Raw genomic sequence first — 26643 nt, forward strand, 5'->3', positions numbered from 1 at the left:
TGTACAGTGGTTTGTCCCCCGATCCACGGCAGCTAGCGGATCAGGATTGAGGAGCATCCTAGGTGTGGGGTGGCTCATGGCATGAGCCATGCGTGCCACCGCCTAACATCGGCGGCGGAGACAAAACCTATGCGCATCCTGATTGCCGAAGACGACCAAGTGCTGGCCGATGGCTTGCTGCGGGCCTTGCGGGCCTCTGGCTACGCTGTCGACAGGGTCAGTTCTGGCACCGAGGCCGATTCGGCGTTGGCGACGCATGAGTTCGACCTCGTCATCCTCGACCTTGGTCTGCCGCGCCTGCATGGGCTGGAGGTGCTGCGCAAGCTGCGCGCACGCGGTTCCACCATGCCGGTGCTGATCCTGACGGCGGCGGACAGCGTCGAGCAGCGCGTCAAGGGGCTGGACCTGGGCGCCGATGACTACATGGCCAAGCCCTTCTCATTGCAGGAGCTTGAGGCGCGCGTGCGCGCGCTGACCCGCCGTGGCCTGGGCACCGCCAGCAGCCTCATCAAGCATGGGCCGCTGACCTTTGATGCCACCGGCCGGGTGGCCTATATCAACGAGCAGATGCTGGAGCTGTCGGCACGCGAGCTGTCGCTGCTGGAGGTGCTGTTGCAGCGCGCCGGGCGGCTGGTCAGCAAGGACCAGCTCGTCGAGCGCCTGTGCGAGTGGGGCGAGGAGGTTTCGAACAACGCCATCGAGGTCTACATCCACCGCCTGCGCAAGAAGATCGAGCAGGGGCCGATCCGCATCGCGACGGTGCGCGGCCTCGGCTACTGCCTAGAGAAGATCAACTCCTAAATGCCCAACAAGGACGGCGCCAGCCCCGAACAGGGCACGCTGGTTCAGGCGGGCGCCCCTGCTGCGCAGGGTTCGCTGTTCGGCGAGATCCTCGACTGGATGCTCGCGCCGCTGCTGCTGATCTGGCCGATCAGCGTCGCGCTGACCTGGCTGGTGGCGCAGGGCATTGCCAGCCGGCCCTATGACCGCGAGCTGGGCGAGATGGCGCGCAGCCTCGGGCTGCAGGTGGCGGCCGAGGCGGCGCCTGTCAAGGGCAAGGACCGTTATGCGCTGGCGCCCGAGGCCGCGGCGTTGTTGCGGGCGGACGCGTCGGACACGGTCTTCTACCAGGTGCTGGGCCTGCGTGGCGAACTGCTCAGTGGCGATGCGACGTTGGCGGTGCCGACCGAGGATGCCCCCGTCGTGCCCTGGGAGCTGCATTTCCGCGACGACGAGGTCGGCACCGACGCCGTGCGCGTGGCCTATCTCTGGGTGGCGCCCGAGGGGCAGGCCGGGTCGGCCAAGACCATGCTGGTGCAGGTCGCCGAGACGCTGGGCAAGCGCGCCCGGCTGACCAACGAGATCATCAAGGGCGTCATCCTGCCGCAGTTCGTCATCCTGCCGCTGGCGGTGCTGCTGGTCTGGCTGGCGCTGGCGCGTGGCATCTCGCCGCTGAATGAATTGCAGCGGCGCATCCGCTCGCGCGAGAGTTCAGACCTGTCGCCCATTGACGAGCAGCGCGTGCCCGATGAGGTCGCGCCGCTGGTGCAGGCCATCAACGACCTGCTCGCGCGGCTGGACTCATCGATGAGCCGGCAGAAGCACTTCCTGGCCGACGCTGCCCATCAGCTCAAGACGCCGCTGGCTGGCCTGCGTACCCAGGCCGAGTTCATGCAGCGCGAGATCGATGCTGGCCGCTCCAACCCCGATGAATTGAAACGTTCGCTGGCCCAGATTGCCCGCGCCAGCGAGCGAGCGGCCCACATGGTCAACCAGCTGCTGTCCATGGCCCGCGCTGAAGACGCCGAACAGGCCATGCGGCGTGAACCCGTCAGCCTGGCCGAGATCGCCATCGACACGGTGCGCGATTTCGTGCCGCGCGCGCTGGAGCGCCGCATTGACCTGGGCTACGACGGCGTGGTGCCGGATGAAAGCCGGCTGCGTGTGCATGGCCAGCCGGTGTTGATCGGGGAGCTGATCCGCAACCTCGTCGACAACGCGCTGCTCTACACGCCGGCCGGCGGCCTGGTGACGGTGCGCGTGGTGGAGGACCCCTTTGGCCAAGTTGTCGTGCTGCAGGTCGAGGACACCGGGCCGGGCATCGCGCCCGCCGAGCGCGACAAGGTGTTCCAGCCCTTCTACCGCTCGCTCGGCAGCGGTGTGGAAGGCTCGGGCCTGGGGCTGGCCATCGTGCAGGAGATCGTGCAGCACCACGAGGCCGAGCTGACCCTGGATGACGCGCGCGTGCGTCGCGCCGTGGGGGGCGAGGCGCCCGACGGCCAGGGGCCGGGGGCGCGGTTCACGATCAGGTTTCCGGCTACGTCTTCACCAGCTTCTTGACGCGGGCGATCGACAGCAGCAGCCCCAGCGACAACCCCAGCGTCACCATCGCCGTACCGCCATAGCTGACGAAGGGCAGGGGCACGCCCACGACCGGCAGGATGCCGCTGACCATGCCCATGTTGACGAAGACATAGGTGAAGAAGGACAGCGTCACCGCGCCGGCCATCAGGCGGGTGAACAGGGTCGGCGCGTCGGAGGCGATCATCAGCCCGCGCAGGATCAGCGCGGTGAAGCCGGCCAGCAGGGCCAGCGCCCCCATCAGTCCAAACTCCTCGCCAAAGGCCGCGAAGATGAAGTCGGTGGTGCGCTCGGGGATGAACTCCAGGTGGGTCTGCGTGCCCTGCATGAAGCCCTTGCCGGTCATGCCGCCGGAGCCGATGGCGATCTCGCCCTGGATGATGTGAAAGCCCTTGCCCAGCGGGTCCTTGGACGGGTCCAGCAGCGTGCAGATGCGGTGTTTCTGGTACTCCTTGAGCACCGGCCATTTCAGGTCGGGCTGGCAGATGGCGTCCTCGCTGAGCACCAGGGCGGTCGCGCCGGCGGCGCCCAGCACCAGGGCCGGCACGATGAGCTTCCACGGCAGGCCGGCGAAGAAGATCACGTAAAGGCCGGCCGCCAGCACCAGGATGCCGGTGCCCAGGTCGGGCTGCTTGGCGATCAGCAAAAAGGGCACGAGCAGCAGCGCGAAGGCGGCGATGAAGTCCGGCCAGCGCAGCAGGCCCTCGCGCTTCTGGAACCACCAGGCCAGCATCAGCGGCGTCGCCAGCTTGAGCAGCTCGGACGGCTGGATCTGCGTGACGCCGATGCTGAGCCAGCGCGTGGCCCCCTTCTTCGTGACACCAAAGAGAGCGGTCGCGATCAGCAGCATCACGCCGATCGTGTACAGCGGAATGGCCAGGGCCATCAGCTTTTGCGGCGGCACCTGGGCGACGATGAACATCAGCCCCAGTGCCAGCACCATGTTGCGGGCATGGTCGGCAAAGCGCGTGCCGTGGTCGTAGCCGGCCGAGTACATGCACAGCAGGCCCCAGCCGCACATCCACAGCACGGCGAGCAGCAGCGGGATGTCGAAGCCGCTGAGCCAGGGCTTGAGGCGTTGCCACAGGGGCGGGCGTTCGATGACGGTCATCGCGAGGCTCCCGAGGCGGGTGCGGGGGGCGCCGAAGCTGCGGAGGCCGAGACCGAGGGCGCTATCGGCTGCCAGCCTGACAGTGGTACGTCCGCCACCTTGCGCGGTGTGCCGGTGGGGGCGAAGGTCTGGCCCAGCTGCGTCTTGGCGATGTCTTCCTCGCTGGGGTACTGGCCCAGCAGCAGATAGTCGAATACGCGGCGCGCAATCGGCGCAGCGGAAGAAGATCCCCAGCCGGCGTTCTCGACGATGACGGCCAGGGCCACCGTCGGGTTGTCCACCGGCGCGAAGGCGACGTAGAGCGAATGGTCGCGCTTGCGCTCGTCCGCCTTGATGCTGCTGTACTTCTCGCCGGCCTTCAAGCCGACGGCCTGAGCCGTGCCGGTCTTGCCGCCGCTCTGGTAGCCCGCGCCCAGGAAAACCTGGCGCGACGTGCCTTCGAGCGTCACGCCGTTCATCGCGTTTTGAATGACGGCGACGTCGGCGGGCTTCAGCGGCAGCGCGGGCAGCGCATCGCTGGCGATGCGGCGCTGCTCGTGCTTCACCACGTCCTCGATCTCGCGCACCAGGCGCGGCTTGTAGCGCTGGCCGCCGGAAGCGATGGTCGAGTAGGCCGTGGCCATCTGCAGCATGGTGAAGCTGTTGTAGCCCTGGCCGATGCCCAGCGAGATGGTCTCGCCGGGGAACCACTTCTGATTCGCCGGGCTCCTGGCGAAGTAGCGGCGCTTCCAGTCCTGCGAGGGCAGCACGCCGGTGACCTCGCCCTGCACGTCGATCTCGGTCTTGCGGCCCAGGCCGAAGGGCTCCAGCTGGTCGTGGATCAGGTCCACGCCCATCTCGTTGGCCAGGCTGTAGAAGTAGACGTTGGACGAGCTGACGATGGCCAGGCGCATGTCCTTGGGGCCGGCGCGATCGGTCTCGGGGCTGCCGAAGGTGCGGCCGCCGAAGCTGTAGGTCAGGTTGTCGATGATGACCGTGCTGGGCGAGCGCTTGCCACTGTTCAGCGCCGCCATGGCCATCAGCGGCTTGAACGTCGAACCCGGCGGGTAGGTGCCGCGCAGGGCCCGGTTCAGCAGCGGCTTGTCGATGTCCTCGTTGAGGTCCCGCCAGGAGTCGGCGTCGATGCCGTCGACGAAGAGGTTGGGGTCGAAGGTCGGCTTGGAAACAAAGGCCAGCACCTCGCCGTTGCGCGGATCGATGGCGACCAGCGCGCCGCGGCGCTCGCCGAAAAGCCGCTCCACCAGCGCCTGCAGCTTGATGTCGATGGACAGGTTCAGCGTGTTGCCGGGCGTCGGCGGCTTGTGGGCAAGGCGCCGCACGGCGCGGCCGCCTGCGCTCGTCTCCACCTGCTCGAAACCGGTCGCGCCGTGCAGCTCCTTCTCATAGGCCTGTTCCAGGCCCAGCTTGCCGATGTACTCGGTGCCGCGGTAGTTGGCGAGGTCTTCTTCTTCCCAATCGTCCATGGCCTTCTTCTCGGCCTGGTTGATGCGGCCGATATAGCCGATCAGGTGGGCGCCAACCTCGCCCAGGGGATAGGAGCGGAACAGCCGCGCCTTGATCTCCACGCCGGGAAAGCGAAAGCGTTGGGCCGTGAAGCGGGCGACCTCTTCGTCCGTCAGCTTGGTGCGGATGGGCAGGGAGTCGGTGTGCTTGGTTTCTTCCAGCAAGCGCTTGAAGCGGCGCTTGTCGCGGGCCTGAACCTCGATGACCTGACCCAGGGCCTCGATGGTGGCGTCCAGATCGACGACCTTCTCGGGGTTGATTTCCAGCGTGTAGGCCGAGTAGTTGCTCGCCAGCACGACGCCGTTGCGGTCCTTGATGAGGCCGCGATTGGGCACGATGGGCACGACGGCGATCCGGTTGGACTCGGCGCGTTCGGCGAAGCTGTCGTACTGCACCACCTGCAACCACAGCAGGCGCGCGACCAGCAGGCCGAAGCAGAACAGCACGAAGGCGCCCGCGGCCAGCACGCGCAGCCGGAAGCGCGACAGCTCCTGGTGGAGGTTCTTGAGGACGACCACGGCTCAGAGTGGCCGGTGGGCGTCGCGGTCGGGCGCACGGCGCTGCGGTGCCAGCAGCAGGAAGCTCGCCACGGGCCACAGCGCCGCCTCGAAGACCGGCGCCAGCAGCACGCCCCAGCCTGGCCACATGCCACCGATGATCATCCGCACGATCAACGCCAGCGCATGGGCGCCGAAGAACAGCGGCAGCACCTGCACGGCCTGGGCGCCCAGCGGGAACCAGGTCAGGCGGCGGTGCAGCGTGATGGCGCCGAAGCTCAGGCCGCTGTAGGCCAGCGCATGCTGCCCGAGCAGGGCGCCGTCGTGCACGTCCATGGCCAGGCCGAAGATGAAGGCCCACAACACGCCGACGCGCCGGGGCTGGTGCACGCCCCAGAACACGAGCACGACGGCCAGCACGTCAGGCGAGGCCGCCAGCCGGCCGGCCGGCACCATGTCGATCATCAGCGCGACGATCAGCGTGAAGCCGATGAACCAGGGGTTGGCCGGCAGCAGCAGCTGGTCGGCGGCGCGCGGCATGATCATTGGGAGGCTCCCGAGGCCTTGGCGGCAGCTTTTTCAGCACGCTCGGCCTTCTTGGCGGCGCGCACGGCGGCCTTGGTGGCCGCGGCAGAGGCGGCTTCATCGGCGGCGGCCGCTTCCGCTTCCTTCTTGGCAGGCAGATGACGGTCCTGCGGCAGCAAGATGAGGACGTGGCGGGCGCTGTCGGGCTGGGCAATGGGTGCCAGCAGCACCTGGGCGAAGCTGGAATCGCCGCGCCGCTCGACGACGCTGACCTTGGCGACCGGCAGGCCCGGCGGGTAGACGCCGTCCAGGCCGGAGGTCGTCATCAGGTCGCCGACCTTGATATCGGCATTCGCGGCCAGGAAACGCAATTCCATGCCCGATCCGTCAGCGCGGCCGGCGGCGGCATTGCGCATCTGCGTGCGGGCGTTCAACAGCGGGATGGCTGCCTCCTTGTCGGTCAGCAGCGTGACCTCGGCCGACAGCGGGTAGACGCGCGTTACCTGCCCCAGCACGCCGGCCTCATTGATGACCGGCGAACCAGCCACCACGCCCAGCGTGGCACCCCGGTCGATGACGACACGGCGCGAAAAGGGGTCGGGTGCTTCGAACAGCACCTCGGCAGGCATCGAGGGCGCAATCAGCGAGGGCTTGAGGCCCAGCAGCTTGCGCAGATGGTCGTTCTCGGCCTCCAGCGCCTGGGCGCGCGACAGGCGCTCGGCCTGGGCGCTGAGCTGCCGCCTGGCCTGGTCCTCGGCCTCCATGGCGCGCTTGGTGCCGCGCAGGTAGTCGCCAGCCGTCTCCCAGGCGTCCACCGGCGTCAGCAGCAGGCGCTGCACCGGGTGCAGCACCAGCGCATAGGCGCCGCGCACCGGCTGCATGAGCTTGAAACGCGCGTCCGCCACCATCAGCAGCAGCGCGAGCGCCGAACACAGCGCGAGCTTGGTCAGCGCCGACGGACCCTGGCGGAAGAACGGCGGTGGGGTGCGGTCTAGTGTGCCGAGGGGCATGGCGCCGCGAGGTCAGGCAGACAGTGGCGGTTGCGACGATAAACGCAACGACCGAGGCACAAAGGCACAGAGGAAATGCGGAGCCGGTCTGTTCTCCGTGCCTCTGTGCCTCTGTGGTTGCATTGCTTCAGCGTGGGAAGAAGGCCGGTTCACTCCGACGTGAAGATCGAGCCCAGGCGCTCCATGCGTTCGAGCGCCATGCCGCAACCGCGCACGACGCAGGTCAGCGGGTCTTCGGCCACCAGCACCGGCAGGCCGGTTTCCTCGCCCAGCAGGCGGTCCAGGTCGCGCAGCAGTGCGCCGCCACCAGTCAGCATCATGCCGCGCTCGGCGATGTCGGCGCCCAGTTCGGGCGGCGTCTGCTCCAGCGCGTTCTTCACGGCGGAAACGATCTGGTTGAGCGGATCGGTCAGGGCTTCCAGGATCTCGTTGGACGAGATCGTGAAGCTGCGCGGCACGCCCTCGGAGAGGTTGCGGCCCTTGACTTCCATCTCCTTGACCTCGGAGCCGGGGAAGGCGCTGCCGATGTTCTTCTTGATCGCCTCGGCCGTGGGCTCGCCGATCAACATGCCGTAATTGCGGCGGATGTAGTTGATGATGGCCTCGTCGAACTTGTCGCCGCCGACGCGGACCGAGCCCTTGTAGACCATGCCGCCCAGCGAGATGACACCGACTTCGGTGGTGCCGCCGCCGATGTCGACGACCATCGAGCCCGAGGCCTCGGCCACCGGCAGCCCGGCGCCGATCGCCGCAGCCATCGGTTCCTCGATCAGGTAGACCTCGCTGGCACCGGCGCCGAGGGCGCTCTCGCGAATCGCGCGGCGCTCCACCTGGGTGGAACCGCAGGGCACGCAGATGATGATCCTCGGGCTCGGCTTGAAGGTCTTCGAGTCGTGGACCATCTTGATGAACTGCTTGAGCATCTGCTCAGTGACCGTGAAGTCGGCGATGACGCCGTCCTTCATCGGCCGGATGGCCTCGATGTTGCCGGGCACCTTGCCCAGCATGGCCTTGGCCTCGCGGCCAACGGCTTGGATGGTTTTCTTGCCGTTGGGGCCGCCTTCGTGGCGGATGGAAACGACCGAGGGCTCGTCGAGGACGATGCCCTTGCCACGCACGTAGATCAGGGTGTTGGCGGTGCCGAGGTCGATGGCGAGGTCGGTCGAGAAATAGCGGCGCAGGGAGGCGAACATGGGTGGGCGCGGAAGGAGCCTCGCCGGCGGGGCGCGGCTCTGAAAATGGGGGGTGCTTAAAGCAGCAAGGCCGCCCGGACCGCGACGAAATCTGTCGCTGAGAGGGCAGCCCCGAAGGCCATGAAGATGGACGGCGATAATAACCGAACCCCTTCGTTTCGAGCCCGCCAATACTGGGTTTCTGGCTCAATCCTTACTTCTGAAAACGACTCATGAGCCTCACTCCCGATGACGTGAGCCGCATCGCCAATTTGGCCCGGCTGGAACTGCAACCGGCTGAATCTGCGGCGCTGCTGGGCAACCTGAACGACTTCTTCAAGATCGTGGACCAGATGAGCGCCGTGGATACCGCCGGCGTCGAGCCGCTGTACACGCCGCTGTCGGCCATCCAGCAGGTGCAGTTGCGCCTGCGTGATGACGCCGTCACCGAGACCAACCAGCGCGAGCTGAACCAGCGCAGCGCCCCGGCCGTCGAGGACGGCCTCTTCCTCGTTCCCAAGGTCATCGAATGAAGCCCGTTCACGACATGGGCGTGGCCGAGCTGGCCGCCGCCCTGAAAAGCCGTGCCCTGTCCAGCCGCGAGGCGACGCAAAGCCTGCTGGAGCGCATTGCCGCCCACGCCAGCCTGGGCGCCTTCCTGCATGTGGACGCCGACGGCGCGCTGGCCCGTGCGGCTGCCGCTGACGCGGTGCTGGCGTCCGGCAATGCCGCTGCGCTGACCGGCGTGCCGATTGCGCACAAGGACATCTACGTCACGGCCGACATGCCGACGACGGCCGGCTCCAAGATCCTGGCCGGCTACCGCAGCCCGTTTGACGCGACCGTTGTCGCCAAGCTGAACGCGGCCGGCACGGTTTCATTAGGCAAGCTGAACTGCGACGAGTTCGCGATGGGTTCGGCCAACGAGAACAGCGCCTACGGTCCGGCGCACAACCCCTGGGATGTCAGTCGCGTGCCCGGCGGCTCGTCCGGCGGCTCGGCCGTCGCCGTGGCAGCCCGCCTCGTGCCCGGCACGACCGGCACCGACACCGGCGGCTCCATCCGCCAGCCGGCCAGCTTCACGGGCATCACCGGCATCAAGCCGACGTATGGCGTGTGCAGCCGCTACGGCATGATCGCCTTCGCCTCCAGCCTGGACCAGGCCGGCCCCATGGCCCGCTCGGCCGAGGACTGCGCGCTGCTGCTGTCCAGCATGAGCGGCTTCGACGAGCGCGACGCGACCAGCGTGCAGCAACCGCCGCAGGACTTTCATGCGCAGATGCTGGCGGCCCGCGAGGGCGCTTCTGCCGGCAAACCGCTGAAGGGCCTGCGCATTGGCCTGCCCAAGGAGTTCTTCCCAGCGGGCCTGTCGGCGGACGTGAACGCCGCCGTGCGCGCGGGTCTGGCCGAGCTGGAAAAGCTGGGCGCCACGCTGGTGGACGTCAGCCTGCCGCGCACCGAACTGGCCATTCCCGTCTACTACATCATTGCGCCGGCCGAGGCGAGTTCCAACCTGAGCCGCTTTGATGGCGTCAAGTTCGGCCATCGTGCGGCCAAGTACGACGATCTTCTCGATATGTACAAGAAGACGCGCGCCGAGGGTTTCGGCCCAGAGGTCAAGCGCCGCATCATGATTGGCAGCTACGTGCTGTCACACGGCTACTACGACGCCTATTACCTGCAGGCTCAGAAGCTGCGCCGCATGATCGCTGACGACTTCCAGCAGTGCTTCGCCCAGTGCGACGTCATCGCCGGCCCGGTGGCGCCCACCGTCGCCTGGAAGCATGGCGAGGGCAAGGACAACCCGACCCAGGCCTACCTCGCCGACATCTTCACGCTGCCCGGCTCGCTTGCTGGCCTGCCCGGCATGAGCGTGCCGGTGGGCTTGGGCGACGGCGGCATGCCCGTCGGCCTGCAGTTGATCGGTAACTACTTCAAGGAAGGGCAATTGCTGCACGCCGCTCATGCCCTCCAGCAGGCCACCGACTGGCATCTGGCCGCGCCCGCAGGATTCTGAATATGCCAACTTCCAAGCTCATCCGCGGTTATGAGGTCGTCATCGGCCTCGAAAACCACGTCCAGCTCTCCACGCAGAGCAAGATCTTCAGCGGCAGCTCGACCGCCTTCGGTGCGGCGCCCAACACCCAGGCTTCGCCGGTGGACCTGGCCCTGCCCGGCACGCTGCCGGTGCTGAACCGCGCGGCGGTCGAGCGGGCCATCCGCTTTGGCCTGGCGGTTGGCGCCAAGGTGGCGCCGCTGTCCATCTTCGCGCGCAAGAACTACTTCTACCCGGACCTGCCCAAGGGCTACCAGATCAGCCAGTTCGAGATCCCGGTGGTGCAGGGCGGCTCGGTCGAGTTCTTCGTCGGCGACGTCAAGCACAAGGTCAACCTGACCCGCGCCCACCTCGAGGAGGATGCAGGCAAGAGCCTGCACGAGGACTATCACGGCCAGTCCGGCATCGACCTGAACCGCGCCGGCACGCCGCTGCTGGAGATCGTCTCCGAGCCCGACATGCGCTCGGGAGCCGAGGCGGTCGAGTACGCCAAGACGCTGCACGCCCTCGTCATGTGGCTGGGCATCTGCGACGGCAACATGCAGGAAGGCTCGTTCCGCTGCGACGTCAACGTGTCGGTGCGCAAGCCCGGCGAGCCCTATGGCACCCGCCGCGAGATCAAGAATCTCAACAGCTTCCGCTTCCTGGTCGACGCGGTGAACTACGAGGTCAACTGGCAGATCGATGAGCTGGAGGACGGCCGCCGAATCAGCCAAGCGACGATCCTTTACAACCCGGACACGGGTGAGACCCGCGCGATGCGCAGCAAGGAAGACTCGGCGGACTACCGCTACTTCCCCGACCCCGACCTGCCGCCGCTGGTCATTGCGCCGGAGTGGGTGGAGCGTGTGAAGGGTGAGATGCCCGAGCTGCCGCGCGTGATGGCGGCGCGCTTCGAGAGCGTCGATGGCCTGCCCGCCTATGACGCGACGATGATGACGCAGAGCCTGGCGACGGCGCGCTACTACGAGGCCGCGAAGGCCGCGGGTGCGGTTCCGAAGCTGGTTGCAAACTGGGTTATGGGCGAGGTGTCGCGCCGGCTGAATTCGGAAGACCGCGAGATTGATGCCGCGCCAGTCGGCCCGGAGTTGCTGGCCAAGTTGATCGTGCGCATTACCGACGGCACGATCTCCAACAACTCTGCCAAGCAAGTTTTCGAAGCTTTGTGGAGCGGCGAGGGCAAGGATGTCGATGCAGTCATCGACGCCAAGGACCTCAGGACGTCGAATGACACCGGCGCCATCGAGGCCATCCTCGACGAGGTGCTGGCCGCCAACCAGAAGTCGGTCGACGAGTTTCGGGCCGGCAAGGACAAGGCTTTCAACGCGCTGGTCGGCCAGGCGATGAAGGCGACCAAGGGCAAGGCCAACCCCGCCCTGGTCAATGAACTGCTGAAGAAGAAGCTCGGTTAGCCCAGGGTTTGCCCGAAGCTGAACTCAGCGCTTGGGCGTCGGCGGCGGTGCCGTCGGCGGCAGCTCGCCAAGCGGTGGCAGTGAGCCCGGCGTGGCGCCGGCCCAGAGTTTCTTCAGCCGGGCGAGCTCGGCGTCGAAGGTCTTGTTGATGCGCACGAGTTCGGCCTTCTGGTTCTCGATGAGAACCTGCTGGGCCTCGATGCTCGCGTCATTGGCGTCCAGCATCTGCTTGAGCTTGGCCGGCAGTGGGCGGCCCTTGTAGAACTCGGCCTCGTCGAGCAGGGGCTTGCGCTCGATGTTCAGGTCCTTGATGCGGCGCTCGGACATGCGCATGGCCTTGTTGGAGTCGTCCAGCGCGGCGTTGCGGGCGCGCTGGTGGGCGGCCTCGGTGGGATAGCGCAGCATCAACGTGCGGTCGCGGCGGATGGCGTCCAACTGGGCAATGCGTTCCGCCGCGGCGCGGCGGTCCGCGGCCTCCTTGGCGGTGCGCTCCTCGGGGCTGAGGAAGGGCGGCAGCGTCGCGCGCTGCGAGCCGTCGGGGTTGAGCACGCGCTGTTCGCGCGTCGTGCACTCGGGGATCGGGCGGTCGCCGGTCAGCTTGCGGCCATCGGCCGTCGTGCAGGTGTAGATGCCCTTGGCGGGCGTGACGTCTTGCGCCAGCGCGGTGCTGGCGACGAACAGGCCGGCAAGAACGGGCAGGGCGGGCAGGACGCGCATCAGACCCCGTAACGCTCTCGGTAGGCCAGCACGGCCGGGCGGTGGGCGGCCAGCTCCGGCGCGCCTTCAAGAAAGGCCAGCAGGTCGGCAAGACCCGCCACGGCGACGACCGGCAGGCCGTAGCGCTGCTGAACCTGTTGCACGGCAGACTGCGGGCTGTCGACGCCGCCTTCGGCCGCCTTCTCCTGGCGGTCCAGCGCGATGCTCACACCACAGGGTGTGGCACCGGCGGCCTCGATCATCTGGATGGATTCGCGCACCGAGGTGCCGGCGGAGATGACGTCGTCGATGATCAGCACGCGGCCCTGGACCGGCGCGCCGACGAGGGTGCCACCCTCGCCATGGTCCTTGGCTTCCTTGCGGTTGTAGGCGAACGGCACGTTGTGGCCGCGGCGCGCCAGCTCCATGGATACAGCGGCGGCCAGCGTGATGCCTTTGTAGGCCGGGCCGAAGATCATGTCGAACTGCAGGCCCGAGGCAATCAGCCGCTCGGCGTAGAAGCCAGCCAGTCGCCCCAGCTTGGCACCGTCATCGAAAAGGCCGGCGTTGAAGAAATAGGGGCTGAGCCGGCCGGCCTTGGTCTTGAACTCGCCAAAGCGCAGCACGCCAGCCTCGACGGCGAAGGCGACAAAGGACTGGGCGAGAGAGTCGGTGGGCGCGGCGGACATGTGACAAAGATTCTAGGGGTCAAAAAAACAGGCCCGACCCCTAGAAGGGGCCGGGCCGTCGATGGTTTTCACCAAGTCGCGGGCGGGGCCCGCATGACGTCTTACGGGGTCAGAAAGAAGCCTTGAACTGAACGCCGTAGCTGCGGGGCTCGTTGACGATGCCGGTCAGGTTGTCGAAGTCGATGGCGGCGACGACCTGGCGGTGGTTGGTGATGTTGCGCGAGTAGGCCGCCACTTCATACTTGCCGTTGTTCCAGCCGTAGCCCACGCGCAGGCCGCCTTCCAGCGCCGACTTGGCCTTGTACTCGACGGCCTCGTACAGGAACATGTTGTACTTGTCCTTGTAGGCCCAATCGGTCAGCACGCTCAGCTCGCCGTTGCCCAGCTCGACGCTGTACTTGAGCGTCCAGTTCCAGGTGACCTTGGGTGCGCGCGGCAGCGGGTTGCCGTTGATGCTGACCGTGCCAGCCAGCGGGCCGGCCGGGTCGAGCACCGTGCAGCCGGTGTTGGCTTCCAGGAACTGGAAGTTGGCATTGCCGCAGGGTTGCACGAAGAGATTGGCGTCCTTGATCTTCGTGTCGTTGTACGAGAAGCCCAGCGTCGTGCGCCAGTCGCGCGCGATGATGGCCTGGGCGTCCAGCTCGAAGCCCTGGCCCTCGGCCTTGGCGGCGTTGACGAGGCGGTTCTGATTGGTCGAGCCCGAGCCGGCCGTCAGCTGCATGTCCTTGACGCGGTACTTGAACACCGTGCCGCTGACGCGGGCGGTGTTGTCGAGCAGGTCGGCCTTGAAGCCGGCCTCGACGGACAGCACCTTCTCGGAGTTCGCCACCGAGATCGAGTCGCCAAAGAGCACGCGGCCCTGGATGGACGGCGCGCGGTAGCCGGTGGCGACGCGCGCGAACACGCTGGTGGACTTGTCGAGGTTGTAGTTGGCGCCGAAGTCCCAGCTCCAGTTCGTGGACTTGGGGTGGGTGTAGAACGGGCCGATGATGTCGACGTTGTTGGCCTTGCCCGGCGTCCAGGTGCGCACGGCGTCGAAGTCCTTCTTGTCGTCGGTGTAGCGCAGGCCGGCGGTGAGCTTGAAGTCCGGCGTGACGGCGTACTTCACATTGCCGAAGGCCGCCCAGGACTTGGCTTCCTGGTGCTGCACGGCATAGCCGTTCTGCGGGTCCCCCGCGGCGAAGCTGTCGAAGTTGAAGCTGTCGACCTGCAGCTTCTCGTTGAAGTAGTACAGGCCGGCGATCCACTGGAACGGCGCGCTGGTGTTGGACTGCAGGCGGAATTCCTGGGTCGTCTGGCGCAGGTAGGGGATGCCGTCGGCTGTCTGCGCGTCAAACGGGATGACGGACGGGTAGGGCGTGTTCGAGCCGGAGGGGTAGTACTTCGGGCCGTCCGGGATGCCGCAGAAGCGGCAGCCGAAGCCACCATCCACGTCGCCGCGGCTGTAGAACTTGGCGCGGTCGTGGGCGGTGATGGAGTAGAGCGACACGCCGTCGAAATCCCAGCGCAGGCGAGCGCTGACCTCGCTGGACTTCAGCGTCTGCGAGTTGTAGCCGTCGCTGGGGTAGGAGCTGTCGTCGTAGCCGTCGACGAGGTCATTGGTGCCGCGCTTCATGATGTTGGCGCGGAAAGTCGTGGCCGTGCCCTTGAAGTCGCGGGCCTGGACCTTGAAAAGACCCTCGAAGTTGCCGCTCTTGTAGAGGGCCTGCAGGCGCAGCGCCTTGTCGTTGTAGCCTTCAAGGTCGGAGGTCGCGCTGGTCACCGGGTTGTGGACACGGTCACTCTGGCGCTGGGCCAGGCCCGCCACGCGCAGCTGCAGGTCTTCGTTCACCGGCACGTTGACGGCCGTCTCGAGGTTGACGGCGCTCCAGCGGCCGAAGCCGATGTTGGCGTAGCCTTCCAGGCGCTTGGTGGGCCTGGCCGAATCGAACTTCATGACACCGGCCGGCGAGTTGCGGCCGAACAGCGTGCCCTGCGGGCCGCGCAGCAGTTCCACCTGGGCCATGTCAAAGACTGGGAAGCCCTTGAGCGCGATGCTTTCCTGCACGACATCGTCGTACACCAGGCCGACCGGCTGGGAGGCGTTCATGTCGAAGTCGGTGTTGCCCAGGCCGCGCACGTAAAAGCGCGGGAAGGTGCGGCCGTAGTCGGACTCGATGTTCAGGCTCGGTACCTTGCCAGATAAGGCGCGGACGTCCTGGCCGCTGGCGTTGTAGGTGTCCAGATCCTCGGACTTGATCGCCGAGATCGACAGCGGCACTTCCTTCAGGTTCTCGGCCCGGCGGCTGCCGGTGACGATGACGGCTTCGAGCTGGCTGACGTCTTTCTTGGCTTCCGCTGTCGGCGTGGCTTGCGCCAGGGCCGCCATCGGGAAGGCCGTGCTCAGCGCCAGCGCGAGCAGGGTCGGTGAAAGGCTGTATTTGGGCATGAGAAATCCTCGGGTTGACGGGTTCGCGGGCAAGTGGGTAAAGAAATGGGCGCTCGCGGCGCCTCTGATTCCTACTGGATCGTAAAGATCACATGACGGTTCCGTGATGAAAGCGTGCCGCTGTGTTGTGCATTTGCTGCACTGCGATACTTCTCCAGGTCAAACCCTCTCCCTAATCCGATGCGCTTCATCACCGCCAACCTCAACGGCGTGCGTTCCGCCGCCAGCAAGGGCTTCTTCGACTGGCTCGACAAGCAGCAGGCCGATGCCGTCGGCGTGCAGGAGCTCAAGGCGCAGGCGGATGTCGTGGAAGCCAAGTTCCGCAGCTGCGACCTGCTCAACGGCCATTTCCATTACGCCGAGAAAAAGGGCTACTCAGGCGTGGGCCTGTACACCAAGGAAGAGCCCAGCGACCTGATCACGGGCTTGGCGATGCCCGAGTTCGACTGCGAGGGCCGCTGGGTGGAGAAGCGTTTCGACAAGCCCGGCCGCAAGCTCAGCCTCATCAGCGTCTACTTTCCCAGCGGCACCAGTGGCGAGGAGCGCCAGGCGGTCAAGTACCGCTTCCTGGCGGCGCTCTACCCTCATCTGCAGGCGTTGAAGGCCGAGCGCGAGTTCATCCTCGTCGCCGACGTCAACATCGCGCACAAGGAGATTGACCTGAAGAACTGGCGCGGCAACCAGAAGAACAGCGGCTTCCTGCCCGAGGAGCGCGCCTGGTTGACCACGCTTTTCGATGACGGGGGTGTCGTCGACGTTTTCCGTACGTTGAACGACAAGGCCGAGCAATACACCTGGTGGAGCGCCCGCGGCGCGGCGCGCGCCAACAACGTCGGGTGGCGGTTGGACTACCACCTCGCCACACCCGGCATCGCGGCGCTGGCCCGGCGGGAGGCCATCTACACCGGTCAGATGTTCAGCGACCACGCGCCGCTGACGGTGGACTACGACTTCAATCTCTGAGGCTGCAAAGGCTCAGGCGAATGCGAGCGGCGAGGCACGGCAGCTACACGGCGTAACCGGCCGCTACGGACTGGGGGAGCCTCCTACATGAGATGACGCTCGGCGCCGACGCCGGGCGCGAGGGTGCAGGCCTAGAGTGGACCTCAGCCGGTGGAAATGCCCGGCCCAGCCACCCGGCTCCAGGCCGGTTCCCGCTTTCAAAAGGAGTTCCCCCCATGTCCGCCCTCAAGACCGCCACCAGTGCACTGACCGCCGCCGTTCTCGTGACCAGCATCGGCTTGGCTTTCGCCCAGACCGAAGATCAAAAGCAGCCTACCGACCCGATGGCCGCTGCCACGGCTTCGCCCACCAGCGAACAGACCCCTGCCGACCCGAATGCGGCGCCGGCTGATCCGAATGCAGCGGCGCCTGCGGACAGCACCGCCGCCACGGCCGCCATGGCCGAGCAGCAGCCGCCCGCCGACGACCCGGCCAAGGTGACGCCGCCGGTCGACAGCACCGCCGCGACGCCGACCACCACGACGACTGACACGACGACCACGACCACGACGACCACGCCGAGCCCGTCGTACGACCAGCCGGCTGCGCCCGCCCCCCGCGCCGACCGTCACTGATCGTCGTCGGCTGAGCGCTGCCTCCGTCACAAACCATGCGTTTCGGAGAACGCGCTGATCTCGCCGCCGCAGCCCGGCGGCGTGACATCCTCATCGGCCTCGGCCAGGGTGGCGTCATCGCTGCCCTGGCACTGGCCGTTTTCTTCACCTTCTTTGGCGGCAGCTTCAAGCGCAAGCCCGTGGCGTCCGCCCATCGCCCGGCGGCTGTCGCCAAGGCGCCCGCCCCAACCCAGCCGCCCGCGGTCATCGACCGCCAGCTTGACTTCGGCAAGGTCCGTGCGCCGCTGGACGTGACCCGCGTGGCCGCCTGGGCCGTGCGCGAGGCCGACAACGGCAGCAGCGCCTTCGCCATCATCGACAAGCGCCGCGCCCAGGTCTACGTCTTCACCGCTGGTGGCCGCCTGCTTGGCACCAGTCCGGTGCTGCTCGGCTATGCCTCCGGCGACCTCACGGTGGCTGGCATCGGCAGCAAGAGCATCGAGCAGATCAAGCCGCAGGAGCGCACGACGCCGGCCGGCCGCTTCGTGTCGGCCCCTGGCCGCAACGCCGACGGCAAGGAGGTCGTCTGGGTGGACTACGACGCCGCCGTGTCCATGCATCGCGTGATCAACTCCAACCCCAAGGAGCGCCGCCTGGAGCGCCTGGCCACCAAGACGGCGGCCGACAACCGCATCAGCTGGGGCTGCATCAACGTTCCCGTCGATTTCTTCGAGCGCACCGTCCTGCCCAACCTGGGCCAGAGCCGTGCCGTTGTCTACGTGCTGCCGGAAAAGAAGTCCCTGATGGCCTTCTTCCCAGGCGCTGCACCGCCCCAGGTGCTGGCCCAGGCCGGGTCAAGACGAGGTAACAACGCCAAACCGTGAAGTCCTTGTCTGTTGGTTACAAGACTGCTTTCCTAGACTGCCCGCCAAGGCAGGCGCGATGGTTGCGCCGCCCGGTACAAGGGGCGTCGAGTGGGCAGCAGTTGGGCAGATCGGGCCAAGGCCGTCGTATGTGGCATCGCCACGGTGTGGAGCCTTTTTGCGACGGCTTCGGCTGGCGCGCAGGTCATCTCAAGGCCGGTGGCCAGTGACGCCCGGGACGGCCGCCCTTTTGCGATCGTCGACAAGCGCCAGGCGACGCTGTCGATCTATGCCGCGGACGGTAGTCTCGTCGGCCGCGCCCCCGTATTGCTGGGCCTGACGCCCGGTGACCAGGAGCCGCAGAGCTCGCGCGGCAAGCAGCCGGCGGCGCTCAAGGTCAACGAACGCGTGACACCGGCCGGCCGCTTCGAAGCCCAGCCGGGCGTCAACCTGAACGGCGAGCGCATTGTCTGGTTCGACTACGAAGCCAACCTTGCCATCCACCGGCTGCGTCCCGCGCCGGCCAGCCAGCGCCGCCCAGAGCGCCTGGCCTCGGCCAAGCTGGAGGACCGCCGCATCACGCTGGGCTGCGTCGTCGTCGAACCGGCCTTCTTCGACGAGGTCGTGCTGCCCACACTGGGCGCTGGCAAGAGCCTGGTCTACATCCTGCCGGAGCGTGAGCCCGTTCTCGCCGCCGCCGCGGGCGCACCGCACGCCGCTGCGCCCTGAGTTCCTCGGCATACCGCGGGCTTGAACCGACCCAGGGCAATCCCTGGCCCGCCCGTCCGCGGAAAACGCCCTGCTGGCGGGACAATTCCAGGCTTCCGCACGGGCTACCCGCCCGCCTCCTCGCGGTTTCACCTGGAACGACTGACGTGACTACCACCACCCCCGTGGCCAACCCGGCCACGGCCGGCCGAGCGGCGCCTACCCCGGCGACCATCCTCGGCCAGCCCAATCAGCTCTTCGTGCTGTTCTTTACCGAGATGTGGGAGCGCTTCTCCTACTACGGCATGCGCGGCCTGCTGGTGCTCTTCCTCGTGACCGAGGTCGCCAAGGGCGGCTGGGGGTGGAGCCGTGCCGAGGCGACGTCGCTGTATGGCTGGTACACGGGCATGGCCTATCTGCTGCCGGTGCTGGGCGGCTACCTGGCGGACCGCTACCTCGGCACGCGCCGCGCCGTCTTGTTCGGCGGCTTCGTCATCGCGGCCGGCCACATCTCGATGTTCCTGAACACGGTGCCGAGCTTCTACATCGGCCTCGGCCTCGTCGTGCTGGGCACGGGCCTGTTCAAGCCCAATGTGTCGGCCATCGTCGGCCAGCTCTACGGCCCCAAGGAAGACAACGCCCGCGACGGCGGCTATACGCTGTTCTACATGGGCGTGAACGCCGGCGCCTTCTTCGGCATCCTGCTGTGCGGCTACATTGGCGAGAAGGTGTCCTGGCACCTGGGCTTCGGCCTCGCCGGCCTGTTCATGATCCTGGGCGCGCTGCAGTTCTATTTCAGCCAGCACATCTTCGGCGACATCGGCGCGCCCCCGAAGGTCGAGGATCGCGCCAAGGCCGCTGCTGCGGCCGCGGCTGACGAAGCGCCGGCCCACGTCGTGGCCGACCGCCTGAAGGCCATCTTCGTCTTCTCCTTCTTCACGATCTTCTTCTGGTTCGCCTTCGAGCAGGCCGGCGGGTCCATGACCATCTTTGCGGCCGACTACACCGACCGCGCGCTGGTGGGCACCAGCGGCTTCATCTTCAAGGTCGTCAACTCGCTGATGACCGTGCTGCCGGCCGTGATCCTGACCTGGCTGCTGTGGAAGCTCAACCGCAGCACCGGCAGCCGCTACCTGCTGGCCAACACCATGCTGGGCCTGGCCTTCGCCGTCATCTGGGGCCTGGTGATCTGGATGCTGGCGCGCGAGTTCGCGCTGGAGCAGTCCGAAGTGCCGGCCAGCTGGTTCGGCGTGCTGAACAGCTTCTTCCTCGTCATCCTGGCGCCGATGTTCTCCAAGATGTGGGAGAAGCACTGGAACCCGCCTGGCCCGGTCAAGTTCGGCGTCGGCCTGGTGCTGCTGGGCCTGGGTTTCGCCGCGCTGTCCTATGGCTCGTCCGGCATCGCCCAAGGCGCCAAGACGGCCCAGGTCAGCATGATCTATCTGAGCCTGGCCTATCTGCTGCACACCATGGGCGAGCTCTGCCTGTCGCCGGTCGGCCTGTCCTATATCTCCAAGCTGGCGCCGCCGCGCCTGCTGGGCCTGATGTTCGGTGTCTGGTTCCTGAACACGGCCATTGCCAACAAGCTGGCCGGCTCCACCGGCGCCTACATCGACGAGATCTCGACCAAGTACTCGATGTCGGCCTTCTTCCTGATCTTCACGGCCATCCCCATCGGCGCCGGTCTCGTACTGATGTTGTTGACCCCGTGGATGAAGAAGAAGATGCACGGCGTCCACTAATAAATCATCTGCGCGGGGTCATGAAACCCGTGCGTTACTGCCAGAGCCGCCCGGCCCCGTGCCCGGCGGCTTTTTTGACGGCTGTTTGCACGCGAACCGCTGACACGCACGGTTATGGGGCCTGCCTACGGCTGGCCGCCTCGGAGCCAGCGCGCAAACAACCGGCTGTTCACAGTTCCGACCTGTTGACAAGTAATGTCAGCAGCCTGAATGGGCTTTAGGTTTTGGGGTAACGGTGCCGCGGTGATGTGCTTACAGTCGCCCGCTTGCATTCGGAGCCCCCCATGTCCAAGAAGAATCTGGCGCTGACCCTGTCTCCCGTCCTCATCGCCCTGCTCGCCGCCTGTGGTCAGAAGCAGGAGGGCGGCGGCCCGGGGGCTCATGGCGGCCCGCCGCCCGTGTCGGTGGCCCCCGCTACCCAGCGCGAGGTGCAGGAGTTCGACGAGTTCACCGCCCGCCTGGAAGCTCCGGATACCGTCGACGTGCGCTCCCGAGTCGCTGGCACCGTCGACGCGGTGCGCTTCAAGGAAGGCCAGCTCGTCAAGAAGGGCGACCCGCTGTTCACCATCGACGCCCGCGCCTTCAAGGCCGACGTGGCGCGGGTGGAGGCGCAGATCGCTGCAGCCCGGACCCAGGCCGAGCTCGCCAAGACCGATCTGGCCCGCTCCGAGAAGCTGATCAGCATCAACGCCGTCAGCCAGCAGGAGATCGACCAGCTGCGCTCGGCGTTGCGCTCGGCCGAGGCCAACCAGAAGGCGGCCGAGGCGGCCCTGGTGCAGTCCAAGCTCAATGTCGAGTACGCCAGCGTGACGGCGCCGGTCAGCGGCCGCACCTCGCGCGCCAACGTGACGCCGGGCAACCTCGTCGGCGTGGGCGACCCGGTGCTGACGACCGTCGTCTCCAGCGACAAGGTCTATGCCTACTTCGACGCCAGCGAGGCAACCTACCTGAAGTACATGCGCGCCGCCCGCGACGGCAGCCGCACCTCATCGCGCGACGTCGCCAACCCGGTGCAGATGGGCCTGTCCAACGAGCAGGGCTATCCGCACGCCGGCAAGATGGACTTCGTCGACAACCGCCTCAACCCGGCCACCGCCTCCATCCGCGGCCGCGCGGTGTTCGACAACAAGCAGGGCCTGTTCACGCCGGGCCTGTTCGCCCGCATCAAGCTGGTCGGCAGCGGCAACTACAACGCCGTCGTCGTGCCCGACCGCGCGATCACGACCGACCAGACGCGCAAGATCGTCCTCATCGTCGGCCCCAACAACATCGTGCAACCCCGCCCCGTCACGCCGGGCGCGCTGATCGACGGCATGCGCGTCGTCGATGGCGTCAAGGCCGGCGAGATGGTCATCGTCGACGGCCTGCTGCGTGCCTTCCCCGGCGCGCCGGTCACGCCGCAGGTGCTGAAGGTCGACGACAAGGGCATGCCCATCCCCGCCGCGCCGCCGGGCGCACCGGGCGCTGCCCCGGCTCCCGCCTCCGCTCCGGCCTCCGCCGCCTCGAAGTAAACAAAGGCGGCCCCTGCCATGGACATCTCACGCTTCTTCATCGACCGGCCGCGTTTCGCGACCGTCCTGTCCCTCTTCATCTTCCTGATCGGCGCGCTGGCCATCCCGCTGCTGCCGATCTCCGAGTACCCCGAGGTCGCGCCGCCCCAGGTTGTCGTGCGTGCCCAGTACCCCGGCGCCAACCCGCGCGTCATCGCCGAGACGGTGGCCACGCCGCTCGAGGAGCAGATCAACGGCCTCGAGAACGTTCTCTACTTCGACAGCCAGGCCACCGGCGACGGCGGCATGACGCTGACCGTCACCTTCAAAATCGGCACCCACCCGGAAGCCGCCGAGACCGCGGTGCAGAACCGCATCAACCGCGCCCTGCCGCGCCTGCCCGACATCGTGCGCCAGATCGGCGTGACGACCGAGAAGGCCGCGTCCAACCTGACCATGGTGGTCCACCTGGTCAGCCCGGACAACTCGCGCGACGCCCTCTACCTGCGCAACTATGGCACGCTGAACGTGCGCGACGACCTGCTGCGCGTGCCCGGCATGGGCTCGGTGCTGAGCTTCGGCGCTGGCGACTACGCCATGCGCATCTGGCTGGACCCGCAAAAGCTCGCCGCGCGCAACATGACGGCGAGTGACGTCGTCGGCGCCATCCGCGAGCAGAACACGCAGGTGGCGGCCGGCGTGGTCGGCGCGTCGCCGTCGCCCAAGGGCACGGATTTCCAGCTCGCCATCAACGCGCAGGGCCGCCTCGTCAGCGAGGAAGAGTTCGGCGACGTCGTCGTGCGCAGCGAGCCCAAGACCGGTGCCCTGGTGCGCGTGAAGGACGTCGGCCGCGTCGAGATCAGCGCCAACACCTATGCGCTGCGCAGCCTGCTGAACAACAAGGAAGCCGCGGCCATCGCCATCTTCCAGGCGCCGGGCTCCAACGCGCTGGCCATCTCGGACAACGTGCGCAAGACCATGGAGAGGCTCAAGCCCAGCTTCCCCAAGGGTGTGGACTACGCCATCGTCTATGACCCGACACGCTTCGTGCAGACCAGCATCGAAAAGGTCGTGCACACGCTGTTCGAGGCCGTCGGCCTGGTCGTGCTGGTCGTCATCATCTTCCTGCAGACCTGGCGCGCCTCCATCATCCCGCTGGTGGCCGTGCCGGTGTCCATCATCGGCACCTTCGCCGTGCTGCTGTTGCTCGGGTTCTCCATCAACACGCTGACGCTGTTCGGCCTCGTGCTGGCCATCGGCATCGTCGTGGACGACGCCATCGTCGTGGTCGAGAACGTCGAGCGCAACATCCAGGACGGCCTGACGCCGCATGCGGCCACCGTCAAGGCCATGCAGGAGGTCTCGGGCCCCATCATCGCCATCGCCCTGGTGCTGTGCGCGGTGTTCATCCCGCTGACCCTGGTGCCGGGCCTGTCGGGCCAGTTCTACAAGCAGTTCGCCGTCACCATCGCCATCTCGACGGTGATCTCGGCCTTCAACTCGCTGACGTTGTCGCCGGCGCTGGCCGCCATCCTGCTGCGCCCGCATGACGCGCCCAAGGACGCGCTGATGCGCGGCATGGACAAGGTGTTCGGCCGCTTCTTCAACTGGTTCAACCGCTTCTTCCACCGCCGCTCGGAAGACTACGGCCGTGGCGTCACCGGCATCCTGAAGCGCAAGTCGCTCGCGCTGGTCGTCTATGCGCTGCTGCTCGGCGCCACGGCCCTGCTGCTGGCGCGCATCCCCAGCGGCTTCGTGCCTGCGCCGGACAAGCAGTACCTGATCGGCATTGCCCAACTGCCGGCTGGAGCCAGCCTGGACCGCACCGAGGAAGTCATCCGCCGCATGAGCGAGATCGCGCTGAAGGTGCCCGGCATCAAGGACTCGGTGGCCTTCCCCGGCCTGTCCAGCGCCGGGTTCTCGGCAGCGCCCAACGAGGGCATCGTCTTCTTCGGCCTGGAGAGCTTTGACGAGCGCACCTCGCATGAAAAGAGCAAGGAGGCCATCCTCGGCAAGGTCAACGGCGCCATCCAGCAGATCCAGGGCGCGCGCATGTTCGTCGTGCCACCGCCGCCGGTCGACGGGCTGGGCATTGCCGGCGGCTTCAAGGTGCAGGTGCAGGACCGCAGCAGCCAGGGCGAACAGGCCCTGTATGGCGCCGTCTGGGGCACGCTGGGCCAGATCTACGGCAACCAGAACACCTCCATCGGCCAGCCGTATTCCAACTACGACATCAACGTGCCGCAGCTGTTCGCCAACGTCGACCGCGTCAAGGCAAAGCAGATGGGCGTGCCGCTCGCGTCCATCTACGACACGCTGCAGATCAACCTCGGCTCGCTGTACGTCAACGACTTCACCAAGTTCGGCAAGACCTACCAGGTCATCGTGCAGGCCGACGCGCCCTTCCGCGCCAAGGCCGAGGACGTCGTCCAGCTCAAGACCCGCAACGGTGTCGGCGACATGGTGCCTCTGGGTTCGCTGATGAGCGTCGAGCCGACCTTCGGCCCGACGCGCGTGACGCGCTACAACGGCTTCCCGTCGGCCGACGTCAACGGGGCGCCCAAGCCGGGCTTCTCCAGCGGCCAGGCCGAAGCCGAGATCGAGACCCTGCTGAAGAACCTGCCGCGCGGCTTCGGCTATGAGTTCACCGAGCTCAGCTACCAGGACCGCCTGACCCGCAGCGTCAACGTGCCGGTGCTCAACGTGCAGATCCCGACGCTCGCCGCGGTGCTGCTGTTCTCGGTGCTGCTCGTCATCCTGGTACTGGCTGCCCAGTACGAGAGCTGGAGCCTGCCGCTGGCCATCATCCTGATCGTGCCGATGTGCATCCTGTCGGCGCTGTTCGGCGTCTGGCTGTCGCACTTTCCGCCGTTCGGGCAGGCGGGGGACCTGAACATCTTCACGCAAGTGGCTCTCGTCGTGCTGGTCGGCCTGGCGTGCAAGAACGCCATCCTGATCGTCGAGTTCGCCAAGGAGCTGGAAGAGCAGGGCAAGACCATCCGCGAGGCCGTCATCGAGGCCTGCCGCCTGCGGCTGCGCCCCATCCTGATGACGTCCATCGCCTTTTGCGCCGGCGTCATCCCGCTGATCCTGGGCAGCGGCGCGGGCAGCGAGATGCGCCGTGCCATGGGCATCGCGGTGTTCGCCGGCATGCTGGGCGTGACGCTGTTCGGCATCTTCCTGACACCGGTCTTCTACAGCCTGCTGCGCGCCAGCACCCAGAAGCGTCGCGCCCGCGCCGCCACGGTGCGAGCCCAGATCGACGCTTCCGCGCATGCCTTCCATCCCGGCATCGACGATGCTGCACCCAAGAAGGAGGGCCACTGAAATGCTCGCCCGCCTGACCCCCCTCGCCGCCGCTTCCGCCGCCATCCTGCTGGCCGGATGCGCCGCGCCCGGCCTCTCCTCCGGACCGCAGAACCTGGCGCCCGCGAGCTTCGCTCAGTTGCCTGCCATCGAGGCCGGGGCCAATCCTGGCGCCGCGACCATGACCGCCGCCTTCGTCGACAGCGCCCAGCTGCAGCGCGTCGTCGACGAGGTGCTGGCCAACAACCGGGACCTGCGTGCCGCTGCCGCGCGGCTGAAGCAGGCAGAAGCCTTTGCGACGGCCGCCGGTGCCCAGCGCTTCCCGACCGTGGGCCTGGGCGCCAGCGCCAGCCGCCAGCGCGCGCCCAACGAGCAGGGCGTGTTCAACAACTTCACCAGTTACGGCGTCAATGCGACGGCGGGCTGGGAGGTGGACCTGTGGGGCCGCGCCGCATCCAACGCCCGGGCCGCCAGCTATGACGCCGAAGGCGCAGCGCTCGATCGTGACGCCGCCCAGCTCAGCCTGGCCGGTACGGCGCTGAACCTGCAGACCCAGCTCATCGGCCTCGGCCACCGCCTGAATCTGGCCAAGGAGACCCTGGTCGTGCAGAACCAGCTGCTCGATCTGGTGAAGGCCCGCGTCGGCGCCGGCCGCGGCACCGCGCTGGACCAGGCCCGCGCTGAAGCCTTGGTGGCGCAGACCTCGGCCAGCGTCCCGGCGCTGCGCAACGCGGCCTGCCTCACGCGGCTGCAGCTCGACGTGCTGCGCGGCCAGCCGCCAGCCGACTGCGACAAGGCCGACAGCGACCCCTTGCCCGCCATGCCCGAGCCCCGCCTCATCAGCTTGGGGCAGCTGCCTGACCCCGCCGGCCTGTTGGCGCAACGCCCTGACGTGAAGGCCGCCGCCGTGCGCGCCCAGGCTGCCGCATCACGCGCTCATGTCGCCTGGGCCGCGCGCTGGCCCAGCCTGGGCCTGACCGGCCAGATCGGCTGGAGCGCCGGCAGCGCCGGTGACCTGTTCAAGAGCGGCACGCAGATCCACAGCCTTGCCGCGGCGCTGAACTGGAACTTCCTCGACTTCGGCGCTCGCAAGGCCGAGGAGGGCGCGGCTCGCGCTGGCTACGAGGCTGCTGTCGCCGGTGCCGAGCAGGCCCAGCTGACGGCCCTGCAGGACGCCCAGGGCAGCCTGTCGACGCTGCGCGAGACGGAGCTTCAGGCCGCGGCCCAGGCCACCGCCGCCGACGCGACGCGGCGTGCCCGCGAACTGGCCTTGAAGCGCTACGAGGCCGGCGTGACCGACTTCTACGCGCTGCTCAGCGTCGAGCAGGAGCGCCTGGCAGCGGCAGACGCGCTGATCCAGGTACAGACCCAGCGCGCCGCCGCCCTGTTGGGCGTGCACAAGGCGTTCTCGGCCCGCTTGACGGTGGCGCAGTAGTCAACCCGTATCGGTTGCCCATGGTGCTGGGCGCCATCTGCAACCCACAAAGCCCGGGTATTGCGGGCCGAGCGCCGGGCCGC

General features: G+C 67.4%; 21 protein-coding genes. 13 read left to right on the plus strand and 8 right to left on the minus strand.

All coding sequences use genetic code 11. The annotated features are described in order from the left end of the window. Positions 1-129: 129 nt before the first annotated feature. The gene (locus tag ASC91_RS01740) at positions 130-801 is read left to right on the plus strand and encodes a response regulator transcription factor (RefSeq protein ID WP_056191475.1); all 672 of its coding nucleotides are present in this window, start codon (positions 130-132) and stop codon (positions 799-801) included. Continuing rightward, entirely contained in the window at positions 802-2340 is a 1539-nt protein-coding gene (locus ASC91_RS01745; RefSeq protein WP_082532336.1) for a sensor histidine kinase, read from the plus strand. Here the strand turns inward: ASC91_RS01745 and rodA are convergent. The 5 genes from rodA to ASC91_RS01770 all read right to left on the minus strand — a co-directional run bounded on the left by rodA (position 2318) and on the right by ASC91_RS01770 (position 8200). Next, positions 2318-3472, minus strand: a complete 1155-nt coding sequence (gene rodA, locus ASC91_RS01750) for a rod shape-determining protein RodA (protein WP_056191477.1) — start codon at positions 3470-3472, stop codon at positions 2318-2320. The two genes, ASC91_RS01745 and rodA, sit on opposite strands and share 23 nt — an antisense overlap. Further along, the gene (gene mrdA / locus ASC91_RS01755; protein ID WP_056191479.1) at positions 3469-5493 is read right to left on the minus strand and encodes a penicillin-binding protein 2; all 2025 of its coding nucleotides are present in this window, start codon (positions 5491-5493) and stop codon (positions 3469-3471) included. The genes rodA and mrdA overlap by 4 nt, the downstream gene beginning before the upstream one ends. Before the next feature lie 3 nt (positions 5494-5496). Beyond that, a complete protein-coding gene (mreD, locus tag ASC91_RS01760; protein ID WP_056191481.1) occupies positions 5497-6018 on the minus strand; it encodes a rod shape-determining protein MreD in 522 nt (173 codons plus the stop codon). Beyond that, a complete protein-coding gene (gene mreC / locus ASC91_RS01765; RefSeq protein WP_082532337.1) occupies positions 6015-7007 on the minus strand; it encodes a rod shape-determining protein MreC in 993 nt (330 codons plus the stop codon). The genes mreD and mreC overlap by 4 nt, the downstream gene beginning before the upstream one ends. Before the next feature lie 149 nt (positions 7008-7156). Then, complete coding sequence (locus ASC91_RS01770; protein ID WP_056191483.1) at positions 7157-8200, minus strand: rod shape-determining protein; 1044 nt, start codon at positions 8198-8200, stop codon at positions 7157-7159. A gap of 212 nt (positions 8201-8412) precedes the next feature. Here ASC91_RS01770 and gatC point away from each other — a divergent pair, with 212 nt between their 5' ends. From gatC to gatB, 3 genes are read left to right on the plus strand one after another with little or no spacing between them, the layout of a single operon-like run. Then, positions 8413-8712 (plus strand): Asp-tRNA(Asn)/Glu-tRNA(Gln) amidotransferase subunit GatC, encoded by a 300-nt coding sequence (gene gatC / locus ASC91_RS01775; protein WP_056191485.1) that lies wholly within the window; start codon positions 8413-8415, stop codon positions 8710-8712. Next, positions 8709-10196: an Asp-tRNA(Asn)/Glu-tRNA(Gln) amidotransferase subunit GatA gene (gene gatA / locus ASC91_RS01780; protein WP_056191486.1), complete on the plus strand. Its 1488-nt coding sequence runs from the start codon at positions 8709-8711 to the stop codon at positions 10194-10196. Before gatC ends, gatA begins: the two co-directional genes overlap by 4 nt. A gap of 2 nt (positions 10197-10198) precedes the next feature. After that, entirely contained in the window at positions 10199-11647 is a 1449-nt protein-coding gene (gatB, locus tag ASC91_RS01785; RefSeq protein WP_056191488.1) for an Asp-tRNA(Asn)/Glu-tRNA(Gln) amidotransferase subunit GatB, read from the plus strand. Between the two features lie 24 nt (positions 11648-11671). On the opposite strand, the gene ASC91_RS01790 is transcribed toward gatB, so the two are convergent. The 3 genes from ASC91_RS01790 to ASC91_RS01800 form a co-directional block, all read right to left on the minus strand. Further along, positions 11672-12364 (minus strand): hypothetical protein, encoded by a 693-nt coding sequence (locus ASC91_RS01790; RefSeq protein ID WP_056191490.1) that lies wholly within the window; start codon positions 12362-12364, stop codon positions 11672-11674. Further along, positions 12364-13032: an orotate phosphoribosyltransferase gene (pyrE, locus tag ASC91_RS01795; protein ID WP_056191492.1), complete on the minus strand. Its 669-nt coding sequence runs from the start codon at positions 13030-13032 to the stop codon at positions 12364-12366. The genes ASC91_RS01790 and pyrE overlap by 1 nt, the downstream gene beginning before the upstream one ends. A gap of 109 nt (positions 13033-13141) precedes the next feature. Next, positions 13142-15460: a TonB-dependent receptor gene (locus ASC91_RS01800; RefSeq protein ID WP_056191495.1), complete on the minus strand. Its 2319-nt coding sequence runs from the start codon at positions 15458-15460 to the stop codon at positions 13142-13144. 180 nt (positions 15461-15640) lie between these two features. Here ASC91_RS01800 and ASC91_RS01805 point away from each other — a divergent pair, with 180 nt between their 5' ends. The 8 genes from ASC91_RS01805 (at position 15641) to ASC91_RS01840 (ending at position 26560) form a co-directional block, all read left to right on the plus strand. Beyond that, a complete protein-coding gene (locus ASC91_RS01805) occupies positions 15641-16423 on the plus strand; it encodes an exodeoxyribonuclease III (protein ID WP_056191496.1) in 783 nt (260 codons plus the stop codon). A gap of 215 nt (positions 16424-16638) precedes the next feature. After that, the gene (locus ASC91_RS01810; protein WP_056191498.1) at positions 16639-17037 is read left to right on the plus strand and encodes a hypothetical protein; all 399 of its coding nucleotides are present in this window, start codon (positions 16639-16641) and stop codon (positions 17035-17037) included. Between the two features lie 35 nt (positions 17038-17072). Next, a complete protein-coding gene (locus ASC91_RS01815; RefSeq protein ID WP_056191499.1) occupies positions 17073-17900 on the plus strand; it encodes a hypothetical protein in 828 nt (275 codons plus the stop codon). Between the two features lie 144 nt (positions 17901-18044). Continuing rightward, positions 18045-18608, plus strand: a complete 564-nt coding sequence (locus tag ASC91_RS01820; RefSeq protein WP_235531775.1) for a L,D-transpeptidase — start codon at positions 18045-18047, stop codon at positions 18606-18608. Positions 18609-18754: 146 nt separating this feature from the next. Beyond that, the gene (locus tag ASC91_RS01825) at positions 18755-20329 is read left to right on the plus strand and encodes a peptide MFS transporter (protein WP_200955201.1); all 1575 of its coding nucleotides are present in this window, start codon (positions 18755-18757) and stop codon (positions 20327-20329) included. A 284-nt stretch (positions 20330-20613) separates the two neighbouring features. Further along, positions 20614-21840 carry an efflux RND transporter periplasmic adaptor subunit gene (locus tag ASC91_RS01830; RefSeq protein WP_056191506.1) on the plus strand — a complete coding sequence of 409 codons (1227 nt, stop codon included), beginning with the start codon at positions 20614-20616 and terminating at the stop codon, positions 21838-21840. Between the two features lie 18 nt (positions 21841-21858). Next, positions 21859-25146: an efflux RND transporter permease subunit gene (locus ASC91_RS01835; protein WP_056191508.1), complete on the plus strand. Its 3288-nt coding sequence runs from the start codon at positions 21859-21861 to the stop codon at positions 25144-25146. Between the two features lies 1 nt (position 25147). Next, complete coding sequence (locus tag ASC91_RS01840; protein WP_056191510.1) at positions 25148-26560, plus strand: efflux transporter outer membrane subunit; 1413 nt, start codon at positions 25148-25150, stop codon at positions 26558-26560. Positions 26561-26643 lie beyond the last annotated feature (83 nt).

This window comes from Pelomonas sp. Root1237, assembly GCF_001425055.1.
Lineage (GTDB): Bacteria > Pseudomonadota > Gammaproteobacteria > Burkholderiales > Burkholderiaceae_C > Pelomonas.